The sequence below is a fragment of the Candidatus Polarisedimenticolaceae bacterium genome, assembly GCA_036275915.1.
Taxonomy (GTDB): domain Bacteria; phylum Acidobacteriota; class Polarisedimenticolia; order Polarisedimenticolales; family DASRJG01; genus DASRJG01.
On record DASUCV010000018.1, the window covers coordinates 196,645 to 221,198 of the forward strand.

The 24,554-nt window shown below is 70.4% G+C and carries 19 protein-coding genes; 16 read left to right on the forward strand and 3 right to left on the reverse strand.

What is annotated here, in order from left to right:
- Entirely contained in the window at window positions 1-1,161 is a 1,161-nt protein-coding gene (locus VFV19_14465; GenBank protein HEX4825503.1) for an alanyl-tRNA editing protein, read from the forward strand.
- Window positions 1,158-2,174, forward strand: a complete 1,017-nt coding sequence (locus VFV19_14470; GenBank protein HEX4825504.1) for a hypothetical protein — start codon at window positions 1,158-1,160, stop codon at window positions 2,172-2,174. The genes VFV19_14465 and VFV19_14470 overlap by 4 nt, the downstream gene beginning before the upstream one ends.
- Here VFV19_14470 and VFV19_14475 read toward each other — a convergent pair.
- Entirely contained in the window at window positions 2,107-2,694 is a 588-nt protein-coding gene (locus VFV19_14475; GenBank protein ID HEX4825505.1) for a hypothetical protein, read from the reverse strand. The two genes, VFV19_14470 and VFV19_14475, sit on opposite strands and share 68 nt — an antisense overlap.
- 40 nt (window positions 2,695-2,734) lie before the next feature.
- Between VFV19_14475 and VFV19_14480 the strand changes: the two genes are divergently transcribed.
- Window positions 2,735-3,979 carry an acetate kinase gene (locus tag VFV19_14480; GenBank protein ID HEX4825506.1) on the forward strand — a complete coding sequence of 415 codons (1,245 nt, stop codon included), beginning with the start codon at window positions 2,735-2,737 and terminating at the stop codon, window positions 3,977-3,979.
- A gap of 3 nt (window positions 3,980-3,982) precedes the next feature.
- Here the strand turns inward: VFV19_14480 and VFV19_14485 are convergent, their stop codons facing one another.
- Both VFV19_14485 and VFV19_14490 read right to left on the reverse strand, forming a co-directional pair.
- Window positions 3,983-6,085, reverse strand: coding sequence for a dehydrogenase E1 component subunit alpha/beta (locus VFV19_14485; protein HEX4825507.1), 2,103 nt, complete (start codon window positions 6,083-6,085; stop codon window positions 3,983-3,985).
- A gap of 3 nt (window positions 6,086-6,088) precedes the next feature.
- Window positions 6,089-7,006, reverse strand: a complete 918-nt coding sequence (locus tag VFV19_14490) for a hypothetical protein (protein ID HEX4825508.1) — start codon at window positions 7,004-7,006, stop codon at window positions 6,089-6,091.
- A gap of 85 nt (window positions 7,007-7,091) precedes the next feature.
- Here VFV19_14490 and hisS point away from each other — a divergent pair, with 85 nt between their 5' ends.
- The 13 genes from hisS (at window position 7,092) to VFV19_14555 (ending at window position 24,451) form a co-directional block, all read left to right on the forward strand.
- On the forward strand, window positions 7,092-8,369 hold the full coding sequence (gene hisS, locus VFV19_14495) for a histidine--tRNA ligase (GenBank protein ID HEX4825509.1): 1,278 nt from the start codon (window positions 7,092-7,094) through the stop codon (window positions 8,367-8,369).
- Window positions 8,359-10,155, forward strand: a complete 1,797-nt coding sequence (aspS, locus tag VFV19_14500; GenBank protein HEX4825510.1) for an aspartate--tRNA ligase — start codon at window positions 8,359-8,361, stop codon at window positions 10,153-10,155. The genes hisS and aspS overlap by 11 nt, the downstream gene beginning before the upstream one ends.
- Window positions 10,156-10,228: 73 nt before the next feature.
- Window positions 10,229-11,203, forward strand: coding sequence for a PhoH family protein (locus tag VFV19_14505; protein ID HEX4825511.1), 975 nt, complete (start codon window positions 10,229-10,231; stop codon window positions 11,201-11,203).
- On the forward strand, window positions 11,200-13,419 hold the full coding sequence (locus VFV19_14510; GenBank protein ID HEX4825512.1) for an HDIG domain-containing protein: 2,220 nt from the start codon (window positions 11,200-11,202) through the stop codon (window positions 13,417-13,419). The genes VFV19_14505 and VFV19_14510 overlap by 4 nt, the downstream gene beginning before the upstream one ends.
- A gap of 1 nt (window position 13,420) precedes the next feature.
- Window positions 13,421-13,858, forward strand: coding sequence for an rRNA maturation RNase YbeY (gene ybeY, locus VFV19_14515; GenBank protein ID HEX4825513.1), 438 nt, complete (start codon window positions 13,421-13,423; stop codon window positions 13,856-13,858).
- Window positions 13,855-15,108 (forward strand): hemolysin family protein, encoded by a 1,254-nt coding sequence (locus VFV19_14520; protein ID HEX4825514.1) that lies wholly within the window; start codon window positions 13,855-13,857, stop codon window positions 15,106-15,108. Before ybeY ends, VFV19_14520 begins: the two co-directional genes overlap by 4 nt.
- Complete coding sequence (gene era, locus VFV19_14525) at window positions 15,105-15,995, forward strand: GTPase Era (protein HEX4825515.1); 891 nt, start codon at window positions 15,105-15,107, stop codon at window positions 15,993-15,995. The genes VFV19_14520 and era overlap by 4 nt, the downstream gene beginning before the upstream one ends.
- 28 nt (window positions 15,996-16,023) lie before the next feature.
- Window positions 16,024-16,773: a DNA repair protein RecO gene (gene recO, locus VFV19_14530; protein ID HEX4825516.1), complete on the forward strand. Its 750-nt coding sequence runs from the start codon at window positions 16,024-16,026 to the stop codon at window positions 16,771-16,773.
- The gene (locus tag VFV19_14535) at window positions 16,770-17,654 is read left to right on the forward strand and encodes a glycine--tRNA ligase subunit alpha (protein HEX4825517.1); all 885 of its coding nucleotides are present in this window, start codon (window positions 16,770-16,772) and stop codon (window positions 17,652-17,654) included. The genes recO and VFV19_14535 overlap by 4 nt, the downstream gene beginning before the upstream one ends.
- Complete coding sequence (gene glyS / locus VFV19_14540) at window positions 17,651-19,750, forward strand: glycine--tRNA ligase subunit beta (protein ID HEX4825518.1); 2,100 nt, start codon at window positions 17,651-17,653, stop codon at window positions 19,748-19,750. Before VFV19_14535 ends, glyS begins: the two co-directional genes overlap by 4 nt.
- A gap of 16 nt (window positions 19,751-19,766) precedes the next feature.
- Complete coding sequence (ppdK, locus tag VFV19_14545; protein ID HEX4825519.1) at window positions 19,767-22,511, forward strand: pyruvate, phosphate dikinase; 2,745 nt, start codon at window positions 19,767-19,769, stop codon at window positions 22,509-22,511.
- A 9-nt stretch (window positions 22,512-22,520) separates the two neighbouring features.
- On the forward strand, window positions 22,521-23,417 hold the full coding sequence (locus VFV19_14550; GenBank protein ID HEX4825520.1) for a RimK family alpha-L-glutamate ligase: 897 nt from the start codon (window positions 22,521-22,523) through the stop codon (window positions 23,415-23,417).
- Window positions 23,414-24,451 (forward strand): succinylglutamate desuccinylase/aspartoacylase family protein, encoded by a 1,038-nt coding sequence (locus VFV19_14555; GenBank protein ID HEX4825521.1) that lies wholly within the window; start codon window positions 23,414-23,416, stop codon window positions 24,449-24,451. Before VFV19_14550 ends, VFV19_14555 begins: the two co-directional genes overlap by 4 nt.
- Window positions 24,452-24,554 lie beyond the last annotated feature (103 nt).

A 24,554-nucleotide genomic window follows, 5' to 3' on the forward strand; every position in this document is an offset into this window, starting at 1 on the left:
ATGCCCGACGTACGGCGGTTCTACGACGCCCCGCACCTCGACCGGCTGACGACGCGCGTCGTTGCGGCGGGGACAGCGGACGGACGTCCGTTCGTCCGGCTCGACGAGACGATCTTCTACCCCGAGGGTGGCGGGCAGCCCGCCGACCATGGCCGCATCGGCGAGGCCGCGGTCGTCGACGTGATCGCGCGCGGCGGCGAGGTCTTGCACTTCCTCGACCGTCCGCTCGGCGAGGGCGAGGCCGGCACCGTGCTCGACACGGTGCGGCGCTTCGATCACTGCCAGCAGCACACGGCGCAGCATCTCCTCTCGGCGATCCTCCTCGACCGCCACGGTCTGCCGACGACCTCGTTCCACCTGGGCGCCGCGTACACGGCGATCGAGGTCGCGGGCGCCGTTCCGATCGGCGCGCTCCGGACGTTCGAGCGGGAGGTCAACCTCCCCATCCGCGAGGGACGCCGCGTCACGACACGCTGGGTCGAGCCCGAAGCCCTTGCCACGCTCCCGGTGCGCTCGCGTGGACTTCCCGACGGACATCGGGGCGCGGTGCGGCTCGTCGAGATCGAGGGGCTCGACCTCAACACCTGCGGCGGTACCCACGTGGACCATCTCGGCGAGATCCAGGCAATCGAGCTGCTGGACGCCGAGCCCGCGCGCGGCGGCACGCGCCTTCGCTTCCTCGCGGGGGAGCGGGTGTTCGCGAGCCTGGAGCGGCGGCGCGCCCTCGAAGCGGCGCTCAAGGAGCGCATCGGGACGGCGCCCGCTGAGTTCGTGAGCGTGCTCGACGGATGGGAGGCCGAGCGCCGCCGGCTCGACCGGCGCGTCCGGGAAGTCGGGGAGCAACTCGCCGACGCCGTCGCCGCGCAGATCGCCGGAGCGGCCGGCCCGTACCTCTGCGCCGTGCGTCCCGGGGCCACGCCGGACGAGCTGCGGAGCCTCGCCGCGGCGGTCGTGCGGCTGCGGCCCGACGCGGTCGCCGTCCTCGCCGGGGAGGGCTGCTTCCTCGTCCAGGCAGGAGCGGACGGACCGGGCGATGTCGCCGCAACGGGCGCGCGTGTGCGCGACCTCCTCGGCGCGAAGGGCGGCGGCCGTGGAAAGACTTTTCAAGGGAAGGGTGGCACGCAGCCCAGCCTCGACGATCTGATCGAGGCTACGGAATGAGCGAGCTCCAGGCGAAGCCGCCCAAAGATCCGTTCCTCCGGTTCCTCGGCGGATGCGCGCTCGTCGCCGGAGGTGTCCTCCTCCTCGTGATGATCGCCGCGATCGCGATCGGCTGGCGCCTGACGCGCGACGTCGCGCCCGGCCGTCCCGTGGAAGCGTTCCTGTCCGGCGATGAGACCCGCTACTGGTGCCTCGATCTCAAAGCCGACGACCCGGGCATCGCCGCATTCGTCCAGAACGTGCAGCGCGCATCGGAGGAGATGCGCGAGGAGACGCTCGAGCATTCGCCGCTGCGCCTCCTTCCCTTCCGCCCGCGAGGGAACCGGATCGACGAACTCCTGCCGATCAAGCTCGAGCTGGCGCAGTCCGACGAAGGCTGGGTCGGCCGCGCGACCTTCTCGAAGCAGATTTTCCGGATCCGCGCCGCGGTCAAGCTCATCCGCTTCGTCATCGGGCGCGATCCGGCGGCACCGGCGGGACCCGACGGTATCCCGTTCGCGAGCTTTGGCGACAAGAGAACGGGGAAGCGGGTCGCGATGACGATGGTCGGGAACCGCTTGCTCGTGGCGAGCGCGCCGTCACGCCTTTCGAAGGCGCTCGCGACCGACCGGGCCGACGGCGCGGCGGTCGATCCGAAGGTTGCGGCGCTCCACACGTCGATCCGCCAGGACGGCGAGGACGGCTGGGCGTTCGCGCCGGGACCGTCGGTGGCGTCGTTCGACGTCACGGACGGCGACGCACTCAGGTTCCGCGTCGTCACGGTGCAGGATGCGGCGATGACCGCCGACGAGGCGCGCGCGCTCGCGCATCGCTGGATTCCTCTGGTCGAGGACGACGCAATCGAGCTCGATTCCGGGACGCCGAGCCGCCGCCCGGATGGGATGTGGCTCGTCGAGGGGCGGATCGTCAAGCTGTCCGAGCGCGTGCGCAGGGTGCTCCTGCACGCTACGGAGCGCGACGCGTCAGGATCACCTTCTGCCACCCCGACCCCGCCATCTCCCCCGCGGCCGTGAGGTCGCCGAAGCGATACTCCCGCGGTGCCGACGCATGGAGGAACCCCCAGCCCTCCTCATTGAGGCAGCAAGGGGGAATGCGCGTCCCATAGGTGGCGAAGTGCGCGCGCGGATAGCCGAGCGCGACGTTGTAGCCGGTCCGCGTGACCGGTCCGTTCCGCCCCGAGAGCCAGTAGGGGTGGACGTGCGCGCCGCAGAGCAAGAGAACGTTCTCGCGCGCATGGGGAAAGGCCGGGCCCGACGTCCGGTTCTTCGGGACGAAGACGTCGCCGTGGCCGTCGTCGTGCAGGATCCAGCCGACATGGCCGGTCAGGAAGTGGTCGAGGTCGTAGTTCGCCTCGTGGGTGAGACACCAGATCCGCTCGCAGGCGTTGTACGGACCGTCGGGAGCGCGCGCGGGGGCGCTGCGCTCGACGACTGCGGGTGGGGGCGCGGCGGGAGTCACCGGAGCGGAGCCTCCGCCGCAGGCAGCCACCAGCGCGACGGCGATCATGAGAGCGGCGTGGACGCGGTAGGTCACGTCGCGCAATATGGGTCCTCATTTCTCCGGGGGCAAAGCCATGAACGTCCTCGTCCTGAACTGCGGCTCGTCGTCGGTCAAGTTCCAGATCCTGGCGACCGATCTCGACGCGATCGAGACAGGAGCCGACCGGCGTCTCGCGCGCGGGACGATCGAGCGCGTCGGCGGGCACGGCCTGATCACGCTCGAGGTCGCGGGAGGAGGCCGGACGGTCGAGGACGCGCCGATCCGCGATCACCGCGCCGCGGTCGATCGCATCCTGCGGTGGATCGTTTCGGAGGGCGCCGCGATCCCGGGCATCCGCTCGATCTCGAATCTCGACGCCGTCGGCCACCGCGTCGTGCACGGCGGCGAGCGGTTCCGTCGATCGGAGAAGATCGACGCCGCGGTCATCGAGGGGATCGAGGCGTGCATCGAGCTCGCGCCGCTCCACAATCCCGCCAACCTCAAGGGGATCCGCGCCGCGACCGAGCTGCTCGGCTCCGGCGTCCCGCAGGTCGCCGTTTTCGACACCGCCTTCCACGCGGAGATGCCGGAGACCTCGTACCTTTACGGGCTGCCGTACTCGCTCTACCGGCGCTACCGGATCCGCCGTTACGGGTTCCACGGGACGTCGCACCGCTACGTCGCCTACCGCTACCGGACGATGCAGGGGCTGGCCCGCGAGCAGGTGAACCTCATCACCCTCCACCTCGGCAACGGTTGCTCCGCCTGCGCGATCCGCGGCGGCGCCTCGGTCGACACCTCGATGGGGTTCACGCCGGTCGAAGGGCTGATCATGGGCACGCGGTCCGGCGATCTCGACCCGTCGATCCTCGACTTCCTCGCGCAGAAGGAGGGGATGGGCTTCCAGGAGATCGACGCCCTGCTCAACAAGCAGTCGGGGCTCCTCGGGATCTCGGGGCTGACCGGCGACATGCGCGATCTCCTCGCCGAGGAGGCGGAGAATGGCGACCGGCGCGCGCGCCTCGCGATCGACCTCTTCTGCCTGCGCGTGCGGAAGTACATCGGGGCGTACTGGGCGTCGTACGGCGCGGACGCGGTCGTCTTCGCGGGAGGGATCGGTGAGAATTCGGCACCGGTGCGCGAGCGCATCCTCTCCGGGCTCGAGCGGATCGGCATCGTGCTCGACCGTGAGGCGAATGCGAAGCTCCCGCAGGGCGAGGCGGGGCGGATCTCGACGGAAGGATCGTCGCTCGGGGCGTGGGTCATCCCGACCGACGAGGAGCTCCTGATCGCGCGGGACACGGTGCGCGTCGTGCGCGGAGCACCGCGCCGTTGGTGACGGTCAGAACCGGACGAGATCGACTGCGGCCTTCAGGATGTCGTCGACCTGCGGCAGGATGAAGTCCTCGAGCTCGGGAGCGTAGGCGACGAAGGTGTCGGTCGCCGCGAGGCGGCGCACCGGACCGTCGAGTTCGGTGTAGTGCTCCTCGCCGATCCGTGCGGCCAGCTCCGCGCCGTAGCCCCACGAGAGCGAGTCTTCCGTGAGGACGAGGACCTTCGACGTCTTCTTGACCGAGCGGCCGATCGTCTCCCAGTCGACGGGGGAGAGCGAGCGGAGGTCGATCACCTCGATCGAGATCCCCTGCGCTTCCGCCTGCCGCGCAGCCTGGAGCGCGCGGTTCACGGTCGCGCCGTAAGTCACGACGGTGAGGTCGGTCCCTTCGCGGACGACCGAGGCGCTTCCGAACGGGATCATGTAGTCGGGCCCGGGGTAGACCCCCTTGTTGTAGGTCTGCCGGTAGAGATGCTTGTGCTCGAGGAAGAGCACGGGGTCGTCGCAGCGGATCGCGGTGCGAAGGAGACCGTTCGCTTCGAGCGCCGTGGCGGGACACACCACCCGCAGGCCGGGCTGCGCGGTGAAGAGCGCGGCGCCGGACTGGCTGTGGTAGATCGCGCCGCCCGTGATGTAGCCGCCGTAGGCGACCCGGATGACGAGGGGGCACGAGAAATCGTTCCCCGACCTCCAGCGCATCGTGACGAGCTCGTCCCGGATCTGCATGAACGCCGGCCAGATGTAGTCGAAGAACTGGATCTCCACGACCGGCTTGAGGCCTCGCAGGGCCATGCCGATCGCGCGCCCGACGATGTTCGCCTCGGCGAGCGGCGAGTTGAAGACGCGGTCGCTGCCGAACGCCTTCTGGAGCCCCCACGTGACCTTGAAGACCCCGCCCTTGCCCTTGACGTTGGGGAGCGCCGCCTCGCGCGACGCGTCGGCGACGTCCTCGCCGAAGACGACGATCCGGGAGTCGCGCGTCATCTCATCCTTGAGGCAGGCGTTCAGGAGGTCGACCATCGTCGTCGGGTCGCCCGCCGGCGAAGGCGCGCTCGCGAACGCCGGAGCGGTCGGGTCGACCTTCGGCGACGTGACGTAGTCCAGGGCAGATTCGGGCCGCGGCCGCGGGGCGGCGAGCGCCGTCTCGACCGCGCGGGCGATCTCCTCGTCGAGCTGCGCGTTCATCGCGTCGAGCACCTCGCGCTCGACGATCCCCTCGCGCACGAGGGTTTCGGCGAAGGTTTTCACCGGGTCGCGCTTGCTCTCCGCGTCGCGCTCGTCCTTCGTCTTGTACCAGGCTTCGTCGTCGGACAACGAGTGGCTGTACGGGCGGATGACGTGGGCATGGACGAGCGCCGGTCCGCGGCGTGCACGCGCATGCGCCGCTGCGGCGCGGTACGCCTCGACGGTCGCGAGCGGGTCGCAGCCGTCGACCTCGCGGAGGAGGAGATCGGGGAACGACTGCACGAGCTTCGAGATGCTGCCGCCCGGCGTGTTGACCTCGACCGGGACCGAGATCGCGTAGCCGTTGTCCTCGACGACATAGACGACCGGGAGCTTGCGGTTCGACGCCGTGCTGATCGACTCCCAGAACTCGCCCTCGCTCGTGGTGCCGTCGCCGGTCGTCACGACGACGACCTCGTCGGCAGCGGCGGGCACACCCGCGTCACGGTGCTTCGCGGCGTAGAGCCCCGCTTCGGCCGCGCCGCAGGCCTGGAGGAACTGGGTTCCCGTCGGCGAGCTGGTGTTCGCGATGTGGAGGCGCGAGGAGGAGAAGTGCGACGGCATCTGGCGCGCGCCGCTCTGCGGCTCGTTCTCGGCGCCGACGGCTTGGAGGAACATCTCGAGCGGGGTGATCCCGAGCGCAAGGGACGCCGCGCGGTCGCGGTAATAGAAGAAGAACCAGTCGTGCCCCGGCTTGAAGACCTGCCCCATCGCCGCGCCGACCGCCTCGTGACCGACGCCGTTGATCTGGAAGTAGATCTTGTTCTGGCGCTTGAGCTGGATCTCCTTGTCGTCGATCTTCCGGGAGAGGAGGATCGTCCGGTACATCGACAGGAGCGCGTTCCTGTCCAAGCCGGCAAGGCTCGGCGATTCGGTCTTCTCGGCCACGACTCACCTCCCGGACGACGCTTGGGGCTTGGGGGAGGGGCCATTATAGGGCACGGGCGTCGCGGGCTTCGCCTTGGAGGGCGTCAGCCGGAGCAGCACGAGCGCGGCTTCCTTGTCCTCGTATCCCTTGCGGGCGAGCGCGATCCGGTCCCCGGGGACGACGAGGGCGGGGGACGCGAACCTGCGTGGGGCCGGGAGGTCGAAGACGGCGACGCGCGTCCCGTCGTAGGCGTCGAGCGCGATGACCGACGCTCCGTCATCCGGAACCACGAGCAGGATCTCGCCCTCGACCCCGCGGTCGCCGGCGGCGTGCTTCGGGTCCGGCGGAAGGGTCGGCCAGCGGGAGATGGGACGGCTGATGCGATCTCCCACGTCCTGGGCCCACAGGCGGTGGCCGTTCGAGGCACGCACGCAGGTGACGAGGTCATCGAGACCCGCGTAGCAGAGGCGCGGACCGACGAGCACCGGCGGCGCCAGGAAGGCGTTGGGGGCCACGATCTTCCATCGGCGGACCCATCGCTTCCTGGCCTTCGACCACGACTGCGCCTCGACGATCCCCTCGAGCGTCGACCGGTACCGGCGCTTGCCTCCGGGATCGACGATCCACTCCGACGGTGCGGGGACCGCGGAGGTGTCGACGCGAGGCTCCGCATCGAGCTCCGCTTTCACGCGCGCGACCCCGGAGGCGACCGGGATCGCGACCTCGTCGCCGGCGAGGTACGCCGGCGCCTCGCCGAGAGGTCCCGGAAGCGCGATCTCGCCGAGCGGCTCGAAGGTGTAGCGCGGCGCGGGGCCGTGCCGCTCGGGAAGCGCCGGAGGGTAGTTGTTCGGCTCGACCTGCTGGCCGGCCGGGGAGCCGTACTGAGCGAAGGCGGCGAGGGGCGCTAGGACGGCGATCATCCACACGATCACGCGGCTCACGTGATCGACGATACCATGCGCGCCGCTCGACGCTCGGCGCCGTCCTGTGTTACAAACCGGCCTTTCCCCGGGAGCTTTTCTCAACGTGGCCCTTCGCTATCAGGCCCTGCGCGGCACGCACGACATCCTTCCGGAGGAGATCGGCGCGTGGCAGCGGCTCGAGTCGGCGACACGCGAGGTCTTCGCGCGTTACGGCTTCCGTGAGATCCGCACGCCGGTCCTCGAGGCGACGGAGCTCTTCGCGCGCTCGGTCGGGGCCTCGACCGACATCGTCCGTAAGGAGATGTACACCTTCGCGGCCGGCGACGAGTCGGTGACGATGCGCCCGGAGAACACCGCGCCCGTCGTTCGCGCCTTCGTCGAGCACGCGCGACACCGCACCGTCGCGGCGGGCTATCCCGAGCGCCTCTACTACCTGGGTCCGATGTTCCGGTACGAGCGCCCGCAGAAGGGGCGCCAGCGGCAGTTCCACCAGATCGGCGCCGAGGTGCTCGGCGCCGCGGAGCCCGCCGTCGACGCCGAGACGATCGATATGATCGTGACCCTGCTCGACGCGGTGGGCGTGCGCGAGCGCGAGCTCCGGCTGAACTCCGTGGGCGATACGGCGACTCGCGCGCGCTACCGCGAGCTGCTCACCGCCTGGCTCGCGCCGCACCTCCCCACGATGTGCGACGACTGCCGGCGCCGCGCGGTCGAGAACCCGCTCCGGGTCTTCGACTGCAAGGTCGACGCCGACCGCAAGCGCCTCGAGGAGGCGCCGCGCGTCGTCGACCACCTCTCCGAGGAGAGCGCCGCGCACTTCGCCGCGGTGCGTCGGAGCCTCGACGCGTACGGCATCGCGTACGTCGTCGACCCCCGGCTCGTCCGCGGGCTCGACTACTACGAGCGGACCGTCTTCGAGATCGTCTCCGGGGCGCTCGGCGCGCAGAACGCGCTCGTCGGCGGAGGACGATACGACGGTCTGGTCGAGGAGATCGGTGGGCCGAGCGTGCCCGGGTTCGGCTTTGCCGCCGGGATGGAGCGCATCGTCATGACGATGTCCGAGGAGGCGCGCGCGTCCGATGTTCCCGACGTCGCGCTCGTCGCGCTCGGCGACGCAGGGTTCGAAGCGATTCCCGCGCTCGCGCAGGAGCTCCGTCGCACCGGCCTCTCGGTCGTCGCGCCGGTGGCGCCGCGGCCCCTCGGCGCGCAGATGAAGCGCGCGGAGCGCGTCGGCGCGCGGTTCGCCCTCTTCGTCGGGGAGGGCGAGATCGCACGCGGGAGCTACGGCTTGAAGGACCTGAGGACCGGTGAGCAGAAGGACGTCGCCCGCGCCGAGCTCGCCGGCGCCATCCGGGACGGGAGGATCGCGCATGGCCGCTGACGCGGGACGCCTGATGCAGCGCACCGCCGGCTGCGGCACGCTCACGGAAGCCGACGCGGCGAAGGGACGCGAGGTCGTGCTCACCGGTTGGGTCCACCGCCGGCGCGATCTCGGCCGCCTCATCTTCGTGGAGATGCGCGACGCCACCGGGCGCGTCCAGGTCGTCTTCGACCCCGACGCCCCCGAGATCCACGCGCTCGCCGAGAAGCTCCACGCCGAGGACGTGATCGGTGTCCGGGGGACGGTCGTCCTGCGCGAGGCGCCGAATCCGCAGCATCCGACCGGCACGATCGAGGTTCGCGCCGCGGACACCGTCCTCCACAATCCGGCCGTCGGCGTTCCGTTCCCCGTCGACGACGAGACCGAGGTGGGGGAGGAGCTTCGCCTCCAGCACCGCTACATCGATCTCCGGCGGCCGAAGCTGCAGCGCGCGCTTCGCCTGCGTCACCGGATCGCCGCCGCCGCCCGCGCCGCGCTCGACGCGCAGGGGTTTGTCGAGATCGAGACGCCGATGCTGACGCGCTCGACCCCCGAGGGCGCCAGGGACTACCTCGTGCCGAGCCGCGTGCACCCCGGGCATTTCTACGCGCTCCCGCAATCGCCGCAGCTCTTCAAGCAGCTCCTCATGGTCGCCGGGTTCGAGCGCTACTACCAGTTCGCGCGTTGTTTCCGCGACGAGGACCTCAGGGCCGATCGCCAGCCCGAGTTCACGCAGATCGACCTCGAGATGTCCTTCGCTTCTCCGGACACGATCTACGGGGTCATCGAGCCGCTCGTTCAGGGGATGTTCCAGGCGATCGGCGTCGAGGTTGCGGCTCCGTTTCCGCGGATGCCGTACGACGAGGCGATGCGCCGGTTCGGCGTCGACCGTCCCGATACGCGGTTCGGGCTCGAGCTGATGGACGCGGGCCCGCGTGCCTCCGCGTCCGGGTTCGCCGTCTTCGACGACGCGCTCGGTGCCGGCGGCGAGGTCCGCGGCATCGCGGTCCCGGGCGCCGGAGGCGCCACGCGCAAGCAGCTCGACGCGTGGACGGCCTCTGCGCGCGAGGCCGGGGCGAAGGGGCTCGTCTGGATCCGGCGCGAGGCGTCGGGCGCCACCGCGTCGTCCGCCCTCAAGATCCTCGGCGAGGAGCGGTGCCGCGACATCGCGGCCGCGATCGGCGCGACACCGGGCGATGCCGCGCTCATCGTCGCGGACCGCCGCGCGACCGTCGAGCGCGTCCTCGGTACGCTCCGTCTCAAGATCGCCGCCGAGCTCGGCCTCATCCCGGCCGGCCGGTTCGACCTGCTCTGGGTCGAGGGGTTCCCGATGTTCCAGTGGGACGAGGGCGAAGGCCGCTTCCTCGCGATGCACCATCCGTTCACCGCCCCGCGGTGGGAGGAGGTCCCGAAGCTCGCGAGCGAGCCGGCGGGGGTCACGGCCCAGGCCTACGACCTCGTCCTGAACGGCACCGAGATCGCGGGCGGCTCGATCCGTATCCACCGGCGCGACGTCCAGGACCTCGTCTTCCGCGCCCTCTCGATCGGCACCGAGGAGGCGGAGTCGAAATTCGGCTTCCTCCTCCGGGCGCTCCAGTCCGGGGCGCCGCCGCACGGCGGGATCGCGCTCGGCTTCGACCGGATCTGCGCGATGCTCGCCGGCGCCGAGTCGATCCGCGACGTCATCGCCTTCCCGAAGACCACGAGCGCGACCGACCTGATGTGCGACGCCCCGGCCGAGGTCGACCTTCGCCAGCTCAAGGAACTCCGCATCGAGGTGGCCCGCCCCCGCGAAGACAAGGCGTGACAACGACTTACGCGGGGCGGCTCCCCGGCCCGGCCATACGGGCCTATCTTAGTGACGGCCCGACGGCCGCACGATGAAGACGATCAGCCTCGACAGCAAGACGATCGAAGCGCTCGCCGGACACCTGGACGAAGGTCTCAGGCTGATCGAGGACCGGTTCGACATCCGGGTCTCGGCACGCGGCTCGGAGGTGACGCTCGCGGCCGAGGGCGCGGCCGCGGGAGCGCGGGAGAGCCGGGTCGCCGACCTCCTCATGCAGCTCGCCTCCCTCCACGCGAAGGGCGTCGCCCTCGGACGCGACGACCTCCGCACGGCCGTGGGGATCATCGAGCGCCAGGCCGACGCGAATCTCGAGGAGCACTTCCTCGATGCGCGCCTCAAGCCTTCGGCGCGCAAGACGGTCGTCGCGAAGTCGCCGAACCAGCGCCGCTACATCGAGGCGATCAAGGAGAGCGACCTCGTCTTCGGCGTCGGGCCCGCCGGAACCGGGAAGACCTACCTCGCCGTCGCGATGGCGATCACGCTCCTCAACGAGAAGCGGATCCAGCGCATCCTCCTCTGCCGGCCGGCGGTCGAGGCGGGCGAGCGTCTCGGGTTCCTCCCGGGCGATATCGCGGCGAAGGTCGATCCGTACCTGCGTCCGCTCTACGACGCCCTCTACGACATGCTCGAGCCCGATCGTATCGAGAGGCTGGTCGAGCGCGGCACGATCGAGGTCGCGCCGCTCGCGTTCATGCGCGGGCGCACGCTGAACGACGCGTTCATCATCCTGGACGAGGCGCAGAACACGACCCCCGAGCAGATGAAGATGTTCCTGACGCGCATCGGCCTCGACTCGAAGGCGGTCGTCACGGGGGACGTCACGCAGATCGACCTCCCGGCGCAAAAGACGTCGGGACTCGTCGAGGCGCAGGACGTCGTCGACGGCATTCCGGGGATCGAGGTCGTCACGTTCGACAAGGCCGACGTCGTCCGCCACCCGCTGGTCCAGCGGATCGTCGCCGCCTACGACGAGCGCGCCCGTCGCCTGAAGGACGCCGCGAAGTGAGCGAGAAGCCCCAAACCCCCGAGCGCCGCCTGGTGGCCCGCGCGCCGAAGTGGGCGATGCGCGCGCGCTCCGCGGTGCGCTCGTTCCTCGACCGGATCCTCGGCGCGCACCTCGTCTGGTCGTCGGCGTTCGTCGGCGTCGTCACCCTCCTCCTGGCGAGCCGCCAGTGCGGGACCGCGTACCCGCGCCTCACCCTGGGCGACGAGGCGGCCTACGACGTCCGCGCCGTCGACGACGTCGAGGTGCCCGATCCGGTCGCGACCGCCGAGAGGCGCGTCGCGGCGCGCGAGCTCGTTCCGGACGTCTACGTCCACGACTCACAGAAGGCCGGAGCGCTCGAGAAGGCGTTCCTGGAGCAGCTCGACGCCACGCCCTACGGCGTGACGCCGGCCGAGCGGCAGCTCCTCGCGGGGTGGCTCCGCGACGTCATGCAGGGGCTCGTCATCGCGAACAAGACGATGCTCGAGCGCGAGAAGACGATCACCGTCGTCCACATGCCGTCGGGCCGCGCGGAGCCGCTCGACAACTTCCGCTCCGTCTCCGATCTCGAGGCCGCACGGAACGAGGTGCGGCGGCAGGTGACGTCGCTCTCGACGATCGCGCCGTCGTCCCGTGCCGAGCTGGGCGACCTCCTCGCCTCGTTCTTGGACGCGAACGTCTCCGAGGACGTGGCCGCGACGGCGCAGAAGCGCGACCTCGCGGAGCGCGACGTCCTCCCGGTCCAGATGCGCGTGCCGAAGGGCACCGTGCTCGTGGGGCGCGGGCAGAAGGTGACGCCGGAGATCCGGCACCGGCTCGATCTCGTGGAGACGCAGTCGTCTCCCCGAGCCTCGGCGGGGCGGTTCGCGGGGGTCGTCGTCCTCACCGCGCTTCTCGCGTTCTTCCTCTACCGCTACGCCGCGTACCACCAGCGCGATTTCAAGCGCGTCAAGCACCTGCATGCGATGCTCGTGTCGATCCTGCTCGGAATGATCGTGATCGCGCAGTCGGTCCTCTGGATCGCGCTCCAGGTGACGCTCCGCTTCCGGAGCCCGTTCGGCGACCCTTCGGCGTATGTGTATCTGGTCCCGTTCGGCGCGGGCGCGATCCTCGTGACGCTCCTCGCGAACGGCCGCATCGCGATGGTCTACTCGTCGTTCGCCGCGGTCCTCTTCGGTGCGCTCAACGGCTGGGATCTCCCGATCGCGCTCTGGGCGCTGCTCGTCCAGTGGGCGGCGATCTACGCGATCACGTCGTACCGGGAGCGCGCGGCGCTCCTCCGGGCGGGGCTCGTCGTGGGCGCCGTCTCCGCCGGGGTCGCGCTCGCGGTCGAGGCGATCGCGCGGACGCGCGAGTCGTGGCCGCACGCGCTCTACGGCGCGGGGCTCGGCTTCCTCGGGGGCGCCGTCGGCGTCGGCCTCCTCGTCTCGTTCATCCTGCCGCTCCTGGAGGGCGTGTTCCGCGTCCTCACCGACATCCGTCTCCTCGAGCTGTCGAACGTCAGCAACCCGCTCCTCTCGCAGCTCGCGGTCAAGGCCCCCGGGTCGTACAACCACTCGCTCGTCGTCGGGACGCTCGCCGAGGAGGCGGCGAAGGCGATCGGCGCGAACTCGCTCTTCTGCCGGGTGGCGGCCTTCTACCACGACATCGGAAAGATCCGGAAGCCGGAGTACTACATCGAGAACCAGAGGGGCGTGAATCCGCACGAGCGCCTGCAACCCTCGATGTCGGCGCTCATCATCTCGTCGCACGTCAAGGACGGGATCCGGATGGCGCGCGAGGCGCGCCTGCCCGAGCAGATCATCGACATCATCCCGCAGCACCACGGGACGCGTCTCATGACCTTCTTCTACGAGAAGGCCAGGAAGCAGGCCGGCGCCTCCGGGACCGAGATCAACGACGCCGACTTCCGTTATCCCGGACCGAAGCCGCAGACGAAGGAAGCGGCGATCTTCATGCTCGCGGACGGTGTCGAGGCCGCGGCCCGCACGATCGACGAGCCGACCGCAGCACGGCTCACCGACGCGATCCACCAGATCGCTGGCCGCATCGTCCTCGACGGGCAGCTCGACGAGTGCGACCTGACGTTCGCCGACCTCGAGAAGATCGAGCAGGCGTTCCAGCGGACGCTCGTCGGCATGTACCATCACCGGGTCGACTATCCCGGCTTCGACTTCGGGCGGCCGAAGCCCGAGCGCTCGGGGGGCGAGGTCCGCCCGTTCCGCCACAACGGCTGAGATGCAGGTCGAGGTCGTCGACGCCCAGCGGCGTCACCCCGTCGGGGCCCGAGCGCTCGCGCGCTTCGTGCGGCGCGTCGCGTCTTGCGCTCCCAAGACGCCGTGCGACGAGGTGGCGATCCTCCTCTGCGGCGACAGGCGCATGCGCGCGCTCAACGCGCGGTTCCGCGGGAAGGACAAGACCACCGACGTCCTCTCCTTTCCGGCGTCCTGCGTGCGAGGCGCCGACGGGCGGCGCCCGCTCGGCGACATCGTGATCTCGATGCCTCAGGCGGCACGGCAAGCGCACCGTGCCCGGCACGGCGTCGAGCGGGAGGTGCGCCTGCTCCTCCTCCACGGCTACCTCCACCTGCTCGGCTATGATCACGAGGTGGACGACGGCACGATGCGGAGGCTCGAGAACCGCCTCGCCCGACGGCTCTTCCGGGCCTCGCGATGAGCGGCACCGTCGCTCTCTTGCTCGCCGTCGCCGCCGTCCTCTTCGCCGTCGATCTCGCGCTCTCCGTCGTCACGCTCTCCGCGTCCGCGCTGTCGCGCGTCGCGCTCCGGCGCATGAACACGGAATCGGGGAACCGCTTGCGCTTCCTCGAGGAGTTCAAGATGGTGCCGTCGGAGCACCGCGCGGCGGTCCACACGCTGCGCGAGGCGTCGCTCTTGGGCGCGGTCGCACTCGTCGCGTGGGCGGCTCGGGCGGGCGGGTGGCCGGGCGGGCTCCTGACCGGCCTCGTCGCGGGCGCCCTCTTCGGCGTCGTCCTCGTCGAGGGGATGCTCGCGCGGTTCCTCGCGCTCCAGGACCCGAAGATGGCGCTCCGGCTCGCGGCGGGGCTCGTGCGCGCGGCGCGCGTTCTCACGTGGCCGGTCCTCGTCCCGGTGCGCGCCGCGATGCGCCGCCGGGGGAACGCGCCTGCCGACGACGAGCGCGACGAGGACGACGACGAGGACATCGAGGCGTTCATCGAGGTCGGCGAGCGCGAGGGGATCCTCGAGAAGAGCGAAGGCGAGATGGTCCGCGGGATCGTCGATCTCGACCAGACGCTCGTCCGCGAGATCATGACCCCGCGCGTCGACGTCGTCATGCTGCCTGCCTCGGCGACGATCCCGCAGGCGCGCCGGAGCGCGCTCGAAGCCGGGCACTCGCGCTTCCCGGTCTACGGCGAGACGGTCGACCACATCGCGGGGATCCTGCACGTGCGCGATCTCCTCCGCGCGTGGGACGAGGGGTGGCGCGAGCCGGGGATCGGCGGCCTCGTGCGTCCGCCGCTCTTCGTGCCGGAGACGCGCACGGTGAAGGAAGTGCTGGCGGAGATGCGCACACGCGCCCACGTCGCGCTCGTCGTCGACGAGTACGGCGGGTTCGCCGGGATGGTCACGCTCGAGGACCTCTTGGAGGAGATCGTCGGCGAGATCCGGGACGAGCACGAGCGCGACGAGGCGCCGCTGCGCGCCGAAGCGGGGGGCGCCTGGCTCGTGTCGGGGCTCGCGCACGCCGACGAGCTCGAGCGCCTCTTCGGCGTCGATCTCGGTGAGCGCGACTACGACACGGTTGGGGGCTTCGTCACCGCCGCCCTCGGGCGCGTACCCGGCACTGGAGAGAAGTTCGCCAGTCGGGGCCTCGCCGTCGAGGTCGTCGAGGCCGATCCGAAGCGGGTGTGGCGCGTGCGCGTGCGCGCCGCCGACGGACGGCCGTGAGCTTCCGCGCCGGTCGCGCCGCCCTCGTCGGCTGGACGAACGTCGGGAAGTCGACGCTCCTGAACCGGCTCGTCGGCGAGAAGATCGCGGCGGTCGCGGCGGTCGCCCAGACGACGCGGCACAGGATCGTCGGCGTCCTCCCGGTCGAGGGAAGGGGACAGATCGTCTTCGTCGACACGCCGGGGTTCCACCGTCCGCGCGAGCGAATGAACCGCGCGATGGTCGAGTCGGCGCGCGCGACGCTCGCCGAGGTCGACGTCGTCCTCCTCGTCGTCGACGCTGCGGCGGGGACGCTCCCCGGCGATCGCGAGGTCGCGGCCGCCATTCGAGAGGCCAAGACGCCGGCGATCGCCGTCCTCAACAAGGTGGACCTCGTGAAACCGAAGACGGGCCTCCTCCCGTTCATGAAAACGATCGTCGACGAGTGGGGGCTCGACGAGGTGGTCCCGGTGTCCGCGGCGACGGGCGAGGGGTGCGATCTCCTCGTGACGCGGATCCTGGAGCGCCTCCCCGAATCGGAGCCGCTCTTCCCCGACGACATGCTCACCGACCAGCCGGAGCGCCTCCTCGCGGCGGAGTGGGTGCGCGAGAAGCTGCTCCGTCACACGCGCGAGGAGCTGCCGCACTCCGTCGCGGTCCTCGTGCGCCGGTGGGTCGAGCGCGCCGACGGCCTCGTCGAGATCGAGGCGGTCGTGTTCGTGGAGCGGGAGTCGCAGAAGGGGATGGTGATCGGGAAGGGCGGGAGCCTCCTCAAGAAGGTCGGGGCGGAGGCGCGCGCCGACATCGAGAAGCTCCTCGAGCGGCACGTCTTCCTCGCGCTCACGGTCGAGGTGCGCCCCGACTGGCGCAACGACCCGCGCGCGCTCGGCGAGCTGGGGATCGTCTAGCGAAAGACGCTGCTATGATGCGCGTTTCGTGAGGCAAAGGCGTGACGAAGCGTACGTCCTGGGCACGAGCGCGCTCGGCGAAGCGGATCTCATCGTGACGCTCCTCGCGGAGAACCAGGGGCGCGTCCGCGGCGTCGCGTCGTCGGCGCGGAAGAGCCGCCGCCGCTTCGGCGGCGCGCTCGAGCCGATGACGCGCGTGGCCGCTCAGTGGGTCGAGCGCGAGGGGATCGACCTCCACCGGATCGAGGCGCTCGAGCCGCTCCGCTCCTATGCCGCGATGCAGGCCGATCCCGCGCTGCAGGCGGCCTGCGCGGTGCTCGCCGAGATCACCGGCGCGATCGTGCGCGAGGAGCAGGCCGACCCGACGACGTTCCGCCTCCTGGGCTCGGTCCTCGATGCGCTCGAGGGCGGCCTCGATCCGTGGACCGCGGTGCGCTACACCGAGTACTGGCTGCTCAAGCTCCACGGCGTCCTTCCGGACCTCGAGCACTGCGCCTCCTGCGGCGAGCCGTTCGACGAGCGCGATCTCCGCACGGCGGTTCCCGGCTCGGGTCTCGTCTGCCGCCGTTGTCCCAAAGACGAAGGCGGGATCGCGCTCACCGCCGCCGATCGCTCGGCGCTCCAAGGTTTCGACCGGACGGCTCCGGGGGCCCTCGGCTTCGAGGTGCGGCCCGGCGGCGCGCTCGACGCGCTCCTCCGCGGCGCGCTCCAGGCGTTCGCGGAGCGCGGCTTCAAGACGTACCGTCATCTCCGCGCGCTCCGGAGCGTCGGCCCGTGAACTTCCAGCGCCTCCTCCTCGGGATCCAGCAGTACTGGGCCGATCGTGGCTGCGTGATCCAGCAGCCGTACGACCTCGAGGTCGGCGCGGGCACGATGCACCCCGACACCTTCCTCCGCGTCCTCGGCCCCGAGCCGTGGCGCGTCGCCTACTGCCAGCCGTCGCGGCGTCCGGGCGACGGCCGCTACGGCGAGAACCCGATGCGCGTGTACAAGCACTTCCAGTTCCAGGTCATCCTCAAGCCGTCGCCGCTCGACGTCCAGGCGGAGTACCTGAGCTCGCTCCGCGCGTTCGGCATCGATCCGCTCGAGCACGACATCCGCTTCGAGGAGGACAACTGGGAGTCGCCGACGCTCGGTGCCGCGGGTGTCGGCTGGCAGGTCGTCATGGACGGCATGGAGATCTCGCAGTTCACGTACTTCCAGCAGGCCGGAGGGCGCGAGCTGTCGCCGATCTCCGTCGAGCTGACCTACGGCATCGAGCGGATCTGCATGTTCCTGAACGACATCCGGAACATCTTCGACATCCCCTGGAACGACGCCGGCGTCACGTACGGCGACGTCCGGCGCGCCGAGGAGATCGAGCACTCGATCTACTCCTTCAAGGAAGCCGACGTGGCGATGTTCCGGTCGCAGTTCGACGCGTGGGAGGCCGAATCCGGCCGCCTCCTCGCGCGCGAGGACGGGCCGCTCGTCCTGCCCGCGCACGAGGCGGTCCTCAAGTGCTCGCACCTCTTCAACGTCCTCGACGCGCGCGGGGCGCTGTCGGTCACCGAGCGCGCCGCGTTCATCCAGCGCATCCGGCGTCTCGCGTGCCGCGTCGCCGACGCCTACGTCGCGAAGCGCGAGGCGGCGGGCTTCCCGCTCCTGGCGGCGCGATGAAGGCCCCGCTCCTCGTCGAGATCGGCTGCGAGGAGATCCCCGCGCGGATGATCGCGGCGGCGTCGCGCGACCTCACCGCGCGGCTCCTCGGTGTCCTCGACGGTGCGGGAATCCCGCACGGTACTGCGAGGGGCTGGGGCGGCACGCGCCGACTCGCGGTCCACGTCGCCGACGTCGAGGGCGCGCTCCCGGGTCGCGACGAGACGGTGCTTGGCCCGCCGGCGAGCGTCGCCTTCGACGCCGAAGGGAAGCCGACACAGGCGGGCGCCGGCTTCGCCAAGAAGCAGGGGATCGATCCCTCGGCCCTCGTCAAGATCGAAAACGAGAAGGGCGCGTACGCGGGCTTCCGCCGCTCCGCCCCCGGGAAGACGGTGGTCGGCGCCCTCGCGGATGCGCTCCCGTCGTCGGTCGCCGCGATGAGCTTCCCGAAGACGATGCGGTGGGGCGACGGAAAGCACCGGTGGGTACGGCCCGTCCACTGGGTCGTCGCCCTTCACGGCGACGAGGTCCTCGATCTCGAGATCCTGGGCGCGCGCTCGGGACGCACGTCGGACGGCCACCGGTTCCTGGCGCCGGGACCGGTCACGATCGACCACGCCGACCGCTACGTCGACGCTCTCCGCGCGGCACGCGTCCTCGTCGAGGCGGGCGAGCGGCGCCGCGTCCTCGCCGACGCGCTCGCGAAGGCGGCGGCGACCGCCGGCGGCGTCCCGGTCGCCGACGAGGCGCTCCTCGACGAGATCGTCGAGCTCGTGGAGTGGCCCGGCGTCGTGGTCGGCCGCTTCGAAACCGCATTCTTGAGCCTCCCGCGCGAGATCCTCGTCACGACGCTGCGCCATCATCAGAAGGCGTTCTCCGTCGAGGCCGGTGGCGCGCTCGTGCCGGCCTTCCTCGCGGTGGCGAACACCGACCGCGATCCCGCGGGGCACGTGCGCCGCGGCAACGAGTGGGTCGTCGTCGGCCGCTTGGACGATGCCAAGTTCTTCTGGGCGCAGGACGCGGAGCGATCGCTCGCGTCGCGCGTCCCCGACCTCGAGCGCGTGGTGTTCCATCAGAAGGTCGGTACCTACGCTGCGCTTACAGCAGGTATCGGAAAGTGGACGAGTCTCATTGCAAACGAACTCAAGCTCGACAGCGCGGACAAGGAGCGAACGCGTCAGGCAGCGGAGCTGTGCAAGGCCGATCTCGTGACCGGACTCGTCGGCGAGTTTCCCGAGCTTCAGGGAGTGATCGGAGGGCTCCTGCTTCGCAATGAGGGCGGGGATGCGATCGTCGCCGACGCCGTCGCTGACCAATACCTTCCAACGGGTCCGGACTCCCCGTTGCCGCGCACCGATGTAGGGTGCGTGCTCGCGCTCGCTGAGAGGATTCACACGGTCCAGCAATTGCTTCGGGTAGGGGAGATGCCCACGGGGTCGCGCGATCCGTTCGGTCTGCGGCGTGCCGCGAATGCCATCCTTCGAATTCTTATTGAACGTCGGTGGCCGATTCAGTTCAGTTGGATCTTGCAGAGTGAAACAGAGACCAGGTTCTGGATGGATCGCCTACCCAGTTTCCTCGTCGAACAGGGTTTCACGATTTCCGAGGTGCGGGCCGTCCTCATGGTCGGCGATAGCGGTGCATCGTTCACCTGGCCACTACACGCGATCGTCGAGAGATTGAGAGCGTTGAGGTCGATGCGGCAAAGTCAGGATTTTGCCACGCTGCTGCTCCTGACAAAGCGGATCCACAACATCGTTCCCCAAGTCGCGCAACTCGAGCTGAAGTGGATCGACGAGGGGTGGTTGCCACAACCAGCGAATTACGACCAATACACCCATCCTGAGCCCGCCGCGCACGCTTTGCGCGAGGCGCTGGCGTCGCAACAGCCGAAGATCGAGCGGGCCGCCGATGCCGGCGACTACGAGACGACGATCCTCGAGCTCGCGGCGCTCGCGGGGCCCGTGAGTAAGTTCTTCGACGACGTCCTCGTCATTGACGAGGCGCAGAGGAACGACACGCACCACCGAAGCCAGCTCGTCGGGCGGCTCGGATCGCTCCTCACCAGGTATTTCGACATCCGAGAATTGGCGGGACAAGCCGATGCCAAACGCTAGAAGACAGGAGAGCCCCGTGGAGAAGCTCGTCTACTTCTTCGCTCAGGACCAGGCCGAAGGCTCGGCCAAGATGAAGGACCTGCTCGGCGGCAAGGGCGCGAACCTCGCCGAGATGACGGCGATCGGGATCCCGGTACCGCCGGGCTTCACGATCTCGACGCGCGCGTGCAACCTCTACTTCGAGCGCGGGCGGACGATGCCCGAGGGGCTCGAGGGCGCGGTCGCGAAGGCGCTCGAACGCCTGGAAGAGCTGCAGGGCAAGAAGTTCGGCGATCCCGGCGACCCGCTCCTCGTCTCCGTGCGCTCGGGCGCGAAGTTCTCGATGCCGGGGATGATGGACACGATCCTGAACCTCGGCTTGAACGACGCGGCGGTCGCCGGATTGGCGGCGACGTCGGGCGACCGGCGGTTCGCGTTCGACTCCTACCGCCGGTTCATCCAGATGTACGGCGGGGTCGTCCTCGAGATCGAGAAGCACGCCTTCGAGGAGCGCCTCGCCGCGATGAAGAAGAAGCGTCGCGTCAAGGACGACACCGAGCTGTCGGCGAAGGACCTCGAAGCGCTCGTCGGCGAGTTCAAGGCGATCGTCAAGAAGAGGACCGGCCGCGCGTTTCCGCAGGAGCCGAAGGAGCAGCTCTGGGGCGCCGTCGCCGCGGTCTTCCGGAGCTGGGACAACGAGCGGGCGCGCCTCTACCGCCGCCAGTACGGCATCCCCGACGACCTCGGGACGGCCGTCAACGTGCAGTGCATGGTCTACGGCAATCTCGGCGACGACTGCGCGACGGGGGTCGCGTTCACGCGCAACCCGGCGACCGGCGAGAACCTGTTCTTCGGCGAGTACCTCAGGAACGCGCAGGGGGAAGATGTCGTCGCCGGCATCCGGACGCCGCAGCCGATCTCGAAGGCGCAGGCTTCCGGGAATTTGCACACGTCGCTCGAGGAAGCCCTGCCCGAGTGCTACGCGCAGCTCCTCGAGATCCGCGCGATGCTCGAGGCGCACTACAAGGACATGCAGGACATCGAGTTCACGATCGAGCGCCGGAAGCTCTACATGCTCCAGACGCGCACGGGCAAGCGCACCGGCCTCGCGGCGATGAACATCGCGTTCGACCTCAAGGAGGATGGCGTCATCGACACGGGGACGCTGCTCCAGCGCGTCGAAGCCGACATGCTCGTCCAGCTCCTGGCCCCCGTGTTCGACCCGAAGGACGTCGCCGCCGCGTCGCAGTCGGGGCGCGTCCTCGGCAAGGGACTCCCCGCGGGGCCCGGCGCCGCATCGGGAGTCGCCGCGTTCACGGCGGAGCGCGCGGTCGAGCTGCGCGCCAAGGGGAAGACCGTGCTCCTCGTCCGCGCCGAGACGAGCCCCGAGGACCTCGCGGGCATGGTGGCGGCCGCCGGCATCCTGACGAGCCGCGGCGGGATGACCTCGCACGCGGCGGTCGTCGCGCGCGGGATGGGGAAGCCCTGCGTCGTCGGCGCCGAGGCGATCCACGTCGACGTGGCCGCGAAGAAGCTCACGGCCGGCAAGAAGGTCGTCCGCGAGGGCGAGCCGATCTCGATCGACGGGACGACCGGCGCCGTCTACCTGGGCGCTCTGGGGACGCGCCCCTCCGAGATCCAGCAGGTCCTGGTGGAGCGGTCGATGAAGCCGGAGAAGTCGCGGCTCTACGGCCGCTACTCGCAGCTCATGCGATGGGCGGACGACGCGCGGCGCCTGAAGGTCCGCACGAACGCGGACACGCCCCATGACGCGAAGGTCGCGCGCGCGTTCGGCGCCGAGGGGATCGGGCTCTGCCGGACCGAGCACATGTTCTTCGCCGAAGATCGCATCCGCGCCGTACGCGAGATGATCCTCGCCGACGATCTCGCCGGCAGGAAGAAGGCGCTCGTCAAGCTCCTCCCGATGCAGCGCAAGGACTTCGTCGGGATCTTCACGGCGATGAACGGCCTCCCGGTGACGATCCGGCTCCTCGACCCGCCGCTCCACGAGTTCCTGCCGACGACGGCGGAACAGTTCCGGCGTCTCGGGCGCGAGATGAAGGTTCCGGCGCGGCGCCTCGAGGAGAGGGCGGAGCATCTCCACGAGGTCAACCCGATGCTCGGGCACCGCGGGTGCCGTCTCGGCGTCACCTTCCCCGAGGTCTACGAGATGCAGGTGCGTGCGATCCTCGAGGCGGCGGTGCTGTGCCTCAAGAAGAAGATCGACGTGCGCCCCGAGATCATGATCCCGCTCGTCGGGACGGTGAAGGAGTACACGGAGATCGCCGCGCGGGTGCGTGCCGTCGCCGCGGAGGTCGAGGCGAAGTCGAAGACGCCGGTCGCACACCTCGTCGGGACGATGATCGAGATCCCGCGTGCGTGCCTCGTGGCGACGTCGATCGCGAAGGAGGCCGAGTTCTTCTCGTTCGGCACGAACGACCTCACGCAGATGACCTACGGGTTCTCGCGGGACGACATCGGCAAGTTCCTGCCCGACTACCTCGAGCGCCGCATCCTGCCGTTCGACCCGTTCCAGTCGATCGACCAGGAAGGCGTCGGCAAGCTCGTCGCGCTGGCCGTGAAGGACGGACGCGAGGGGCGTGCTCAGCTCAAGGTGGGCGTCTGCGGCGAGCACGGCGGCGACCCCGCTTCGGTCGGCTTCTTCCACAGGACCGGGCTCGACTACGTGTCGTGCTCGCCCTACCGCGTTCCGATCGCGCGCCTCGCGGCGGCCCACGCCGCGCTCGCCGAGAAGGGCGGCGCCGGATCCGGGACGGCGTAGGACGAGGCGATGCGGGCGCTCATCCTCTCGCGCAAGCCGTCGCTCTACTCGACGCGCCGCCTCGTCGAGGCGTTCGAGGCCCAGGGCCGGGAGGCGGTCGTCCTCGACCCGCTCGCGTGCTGGCTCGCGTGCGGAAGGAACGATCCGGCGGTCTACCACGGAGCCTCCGCGCGGCGGGTCGACGACATCGACGTGGTGATCCCGCGGGTCGGCCCCGGCGCCGCCGAGCACGGCCTCTCGGTCGTTCGTCAGTTCGGCGTCATGGGCGTCCCGGTTCTCAACGCCGCCCACGCGATCGCGCGCTCGCGCGACAAGCTCCGGAGCCTCCAGTTCCTCTCGCAGCACGACGTCGACATCCCCACGACGGTCATGGTGCGAAGCCCCGACCAGATGCCCGCGGCGCTCCGCTGCTGCGCGGGGCCACCGGTCGTGCTCAAGCTCCCGCGGGGGACGCAGGGGATCGGGGTCATGCTCGCCGAGACGCAGGCGGCGGTGGAGTCGATCCTCCACACCGTCTGGTCGCTCGGTCACGATCTCATCGTGCAGGAGTTCATCGCGGAATCGCGCGGGCGCGACATCCGTGCGCTCGTCGTCGGCGGACGTGTCGTCGCCTCGATGCGGCGCGTCGCCCCGATCGGCGAGTTCCGCTCGAACATCCATCGCGGGGCCGCCGGCACCGCGATCGATCTCCCCGACACGTACGCGGAGGTTGCGATCGAGGCGACGCGGATCATGGGGCTTGACGTCGCGGGGGTCGACATGCTCGAGTCGTCCTCGGGGCCGAAGGTCGTCGAGATCAACTCCTCGCCCGGGTTCGAGGGCCTCGAGCGCGCGACCGGCATCGACGTCGCGGGGGCCATCGTGGCCCATGCGGCGACGCTCGCCGCCGCCCGCGTGCACGCTTGACCGCGGCCCGCCGGAAGCGCCTGCCGCTCGTCGTCGGCGGGCGCGACGTCCGGCCCGGCACGACGGTCGAGTTCCAGCTCAAGATCTCGGAGTACTACACGGCGAGCCCCGTCAATGTCCCCGTCACCGTGATTCGCGGCGAGGAGGACGGGCCGGTCGTCTTCTTGACCGCGGCGATCCACGGCGACGAGCTGAACGGAATCGAGATCGTCCGCCGGACGATGCTCGGGATCGGGCACGATCGCATCCGCGGCGCCCTCGTCTGCGTCCCCGTCGTCAACCGGTTCGGCTTCCTGAACCGCTCGCGCTACCTGCCCGACCGGCGCGACCTCAACCGCTCGTTCCCGGGGAGCGACCGGGGGCCGCTCGCGTCGCGGGTCGCGGCCACGATCTTCGGCTCGATCGTCGAGCCTGCGTCCGCCGGGCTCGACTTCCACACCGCTGCGATCGGCCGGGTCAACCTTCCGCATCTTCGCGTGGACATGCGTGACGCGACCGCGCGCCGCTTCGCGCGCTGGTTCGGAGCCGAGATCATCGTCGACGGCCCGGGCCGCCGGAAGAGCCTGCGGGCTGCGGCCACGTCGTCCGGCCGCGCCTGCGTGGTCTACGAGGCGGGGGAGACCGCGAAGTTCCAGCCGCGCGCGATCCGGAAGGGGCTCGCCGGGGTCTACAACGTGCTCGCGGGGCTCGGGATGCTCGACATCCCGCGCCGTCCCCCGCGGTTCCAGATCGTGGTACGTCGCGCCGACTGGGTGCGGGCGGAGCGCGGCGGGATCGTCGACCTCCGGGTGAAGCCCGGCGATCTCGTCTACCGCGGTGACACCGTCGGCGTCATCTCGAACCCGTTCGGGAGAGAGGTCGTCAGCGTCACCTCGCACACCACGGGCGTCGTCCTCGGCACGTCGACCCTGCCGATGGTCAACCCCGGCGACGCGGTCGTCCACGTCGCGCGGCTCACGCGCACGCTGGCGACGGTGGAACGGCACGCGCACGTCGGCAGCTCGGGACGCGCGCGGATCAGGATCGACGTGTGACGGCTAAGTTCCTTCGGCTCTTCCGCTTACCCGTCGCCGGTTGACGCTCCCGAAGGTGGCGGTTATAGTGGCGGGCTTTCGCCGGAGCGATTCGCTCGGCGTG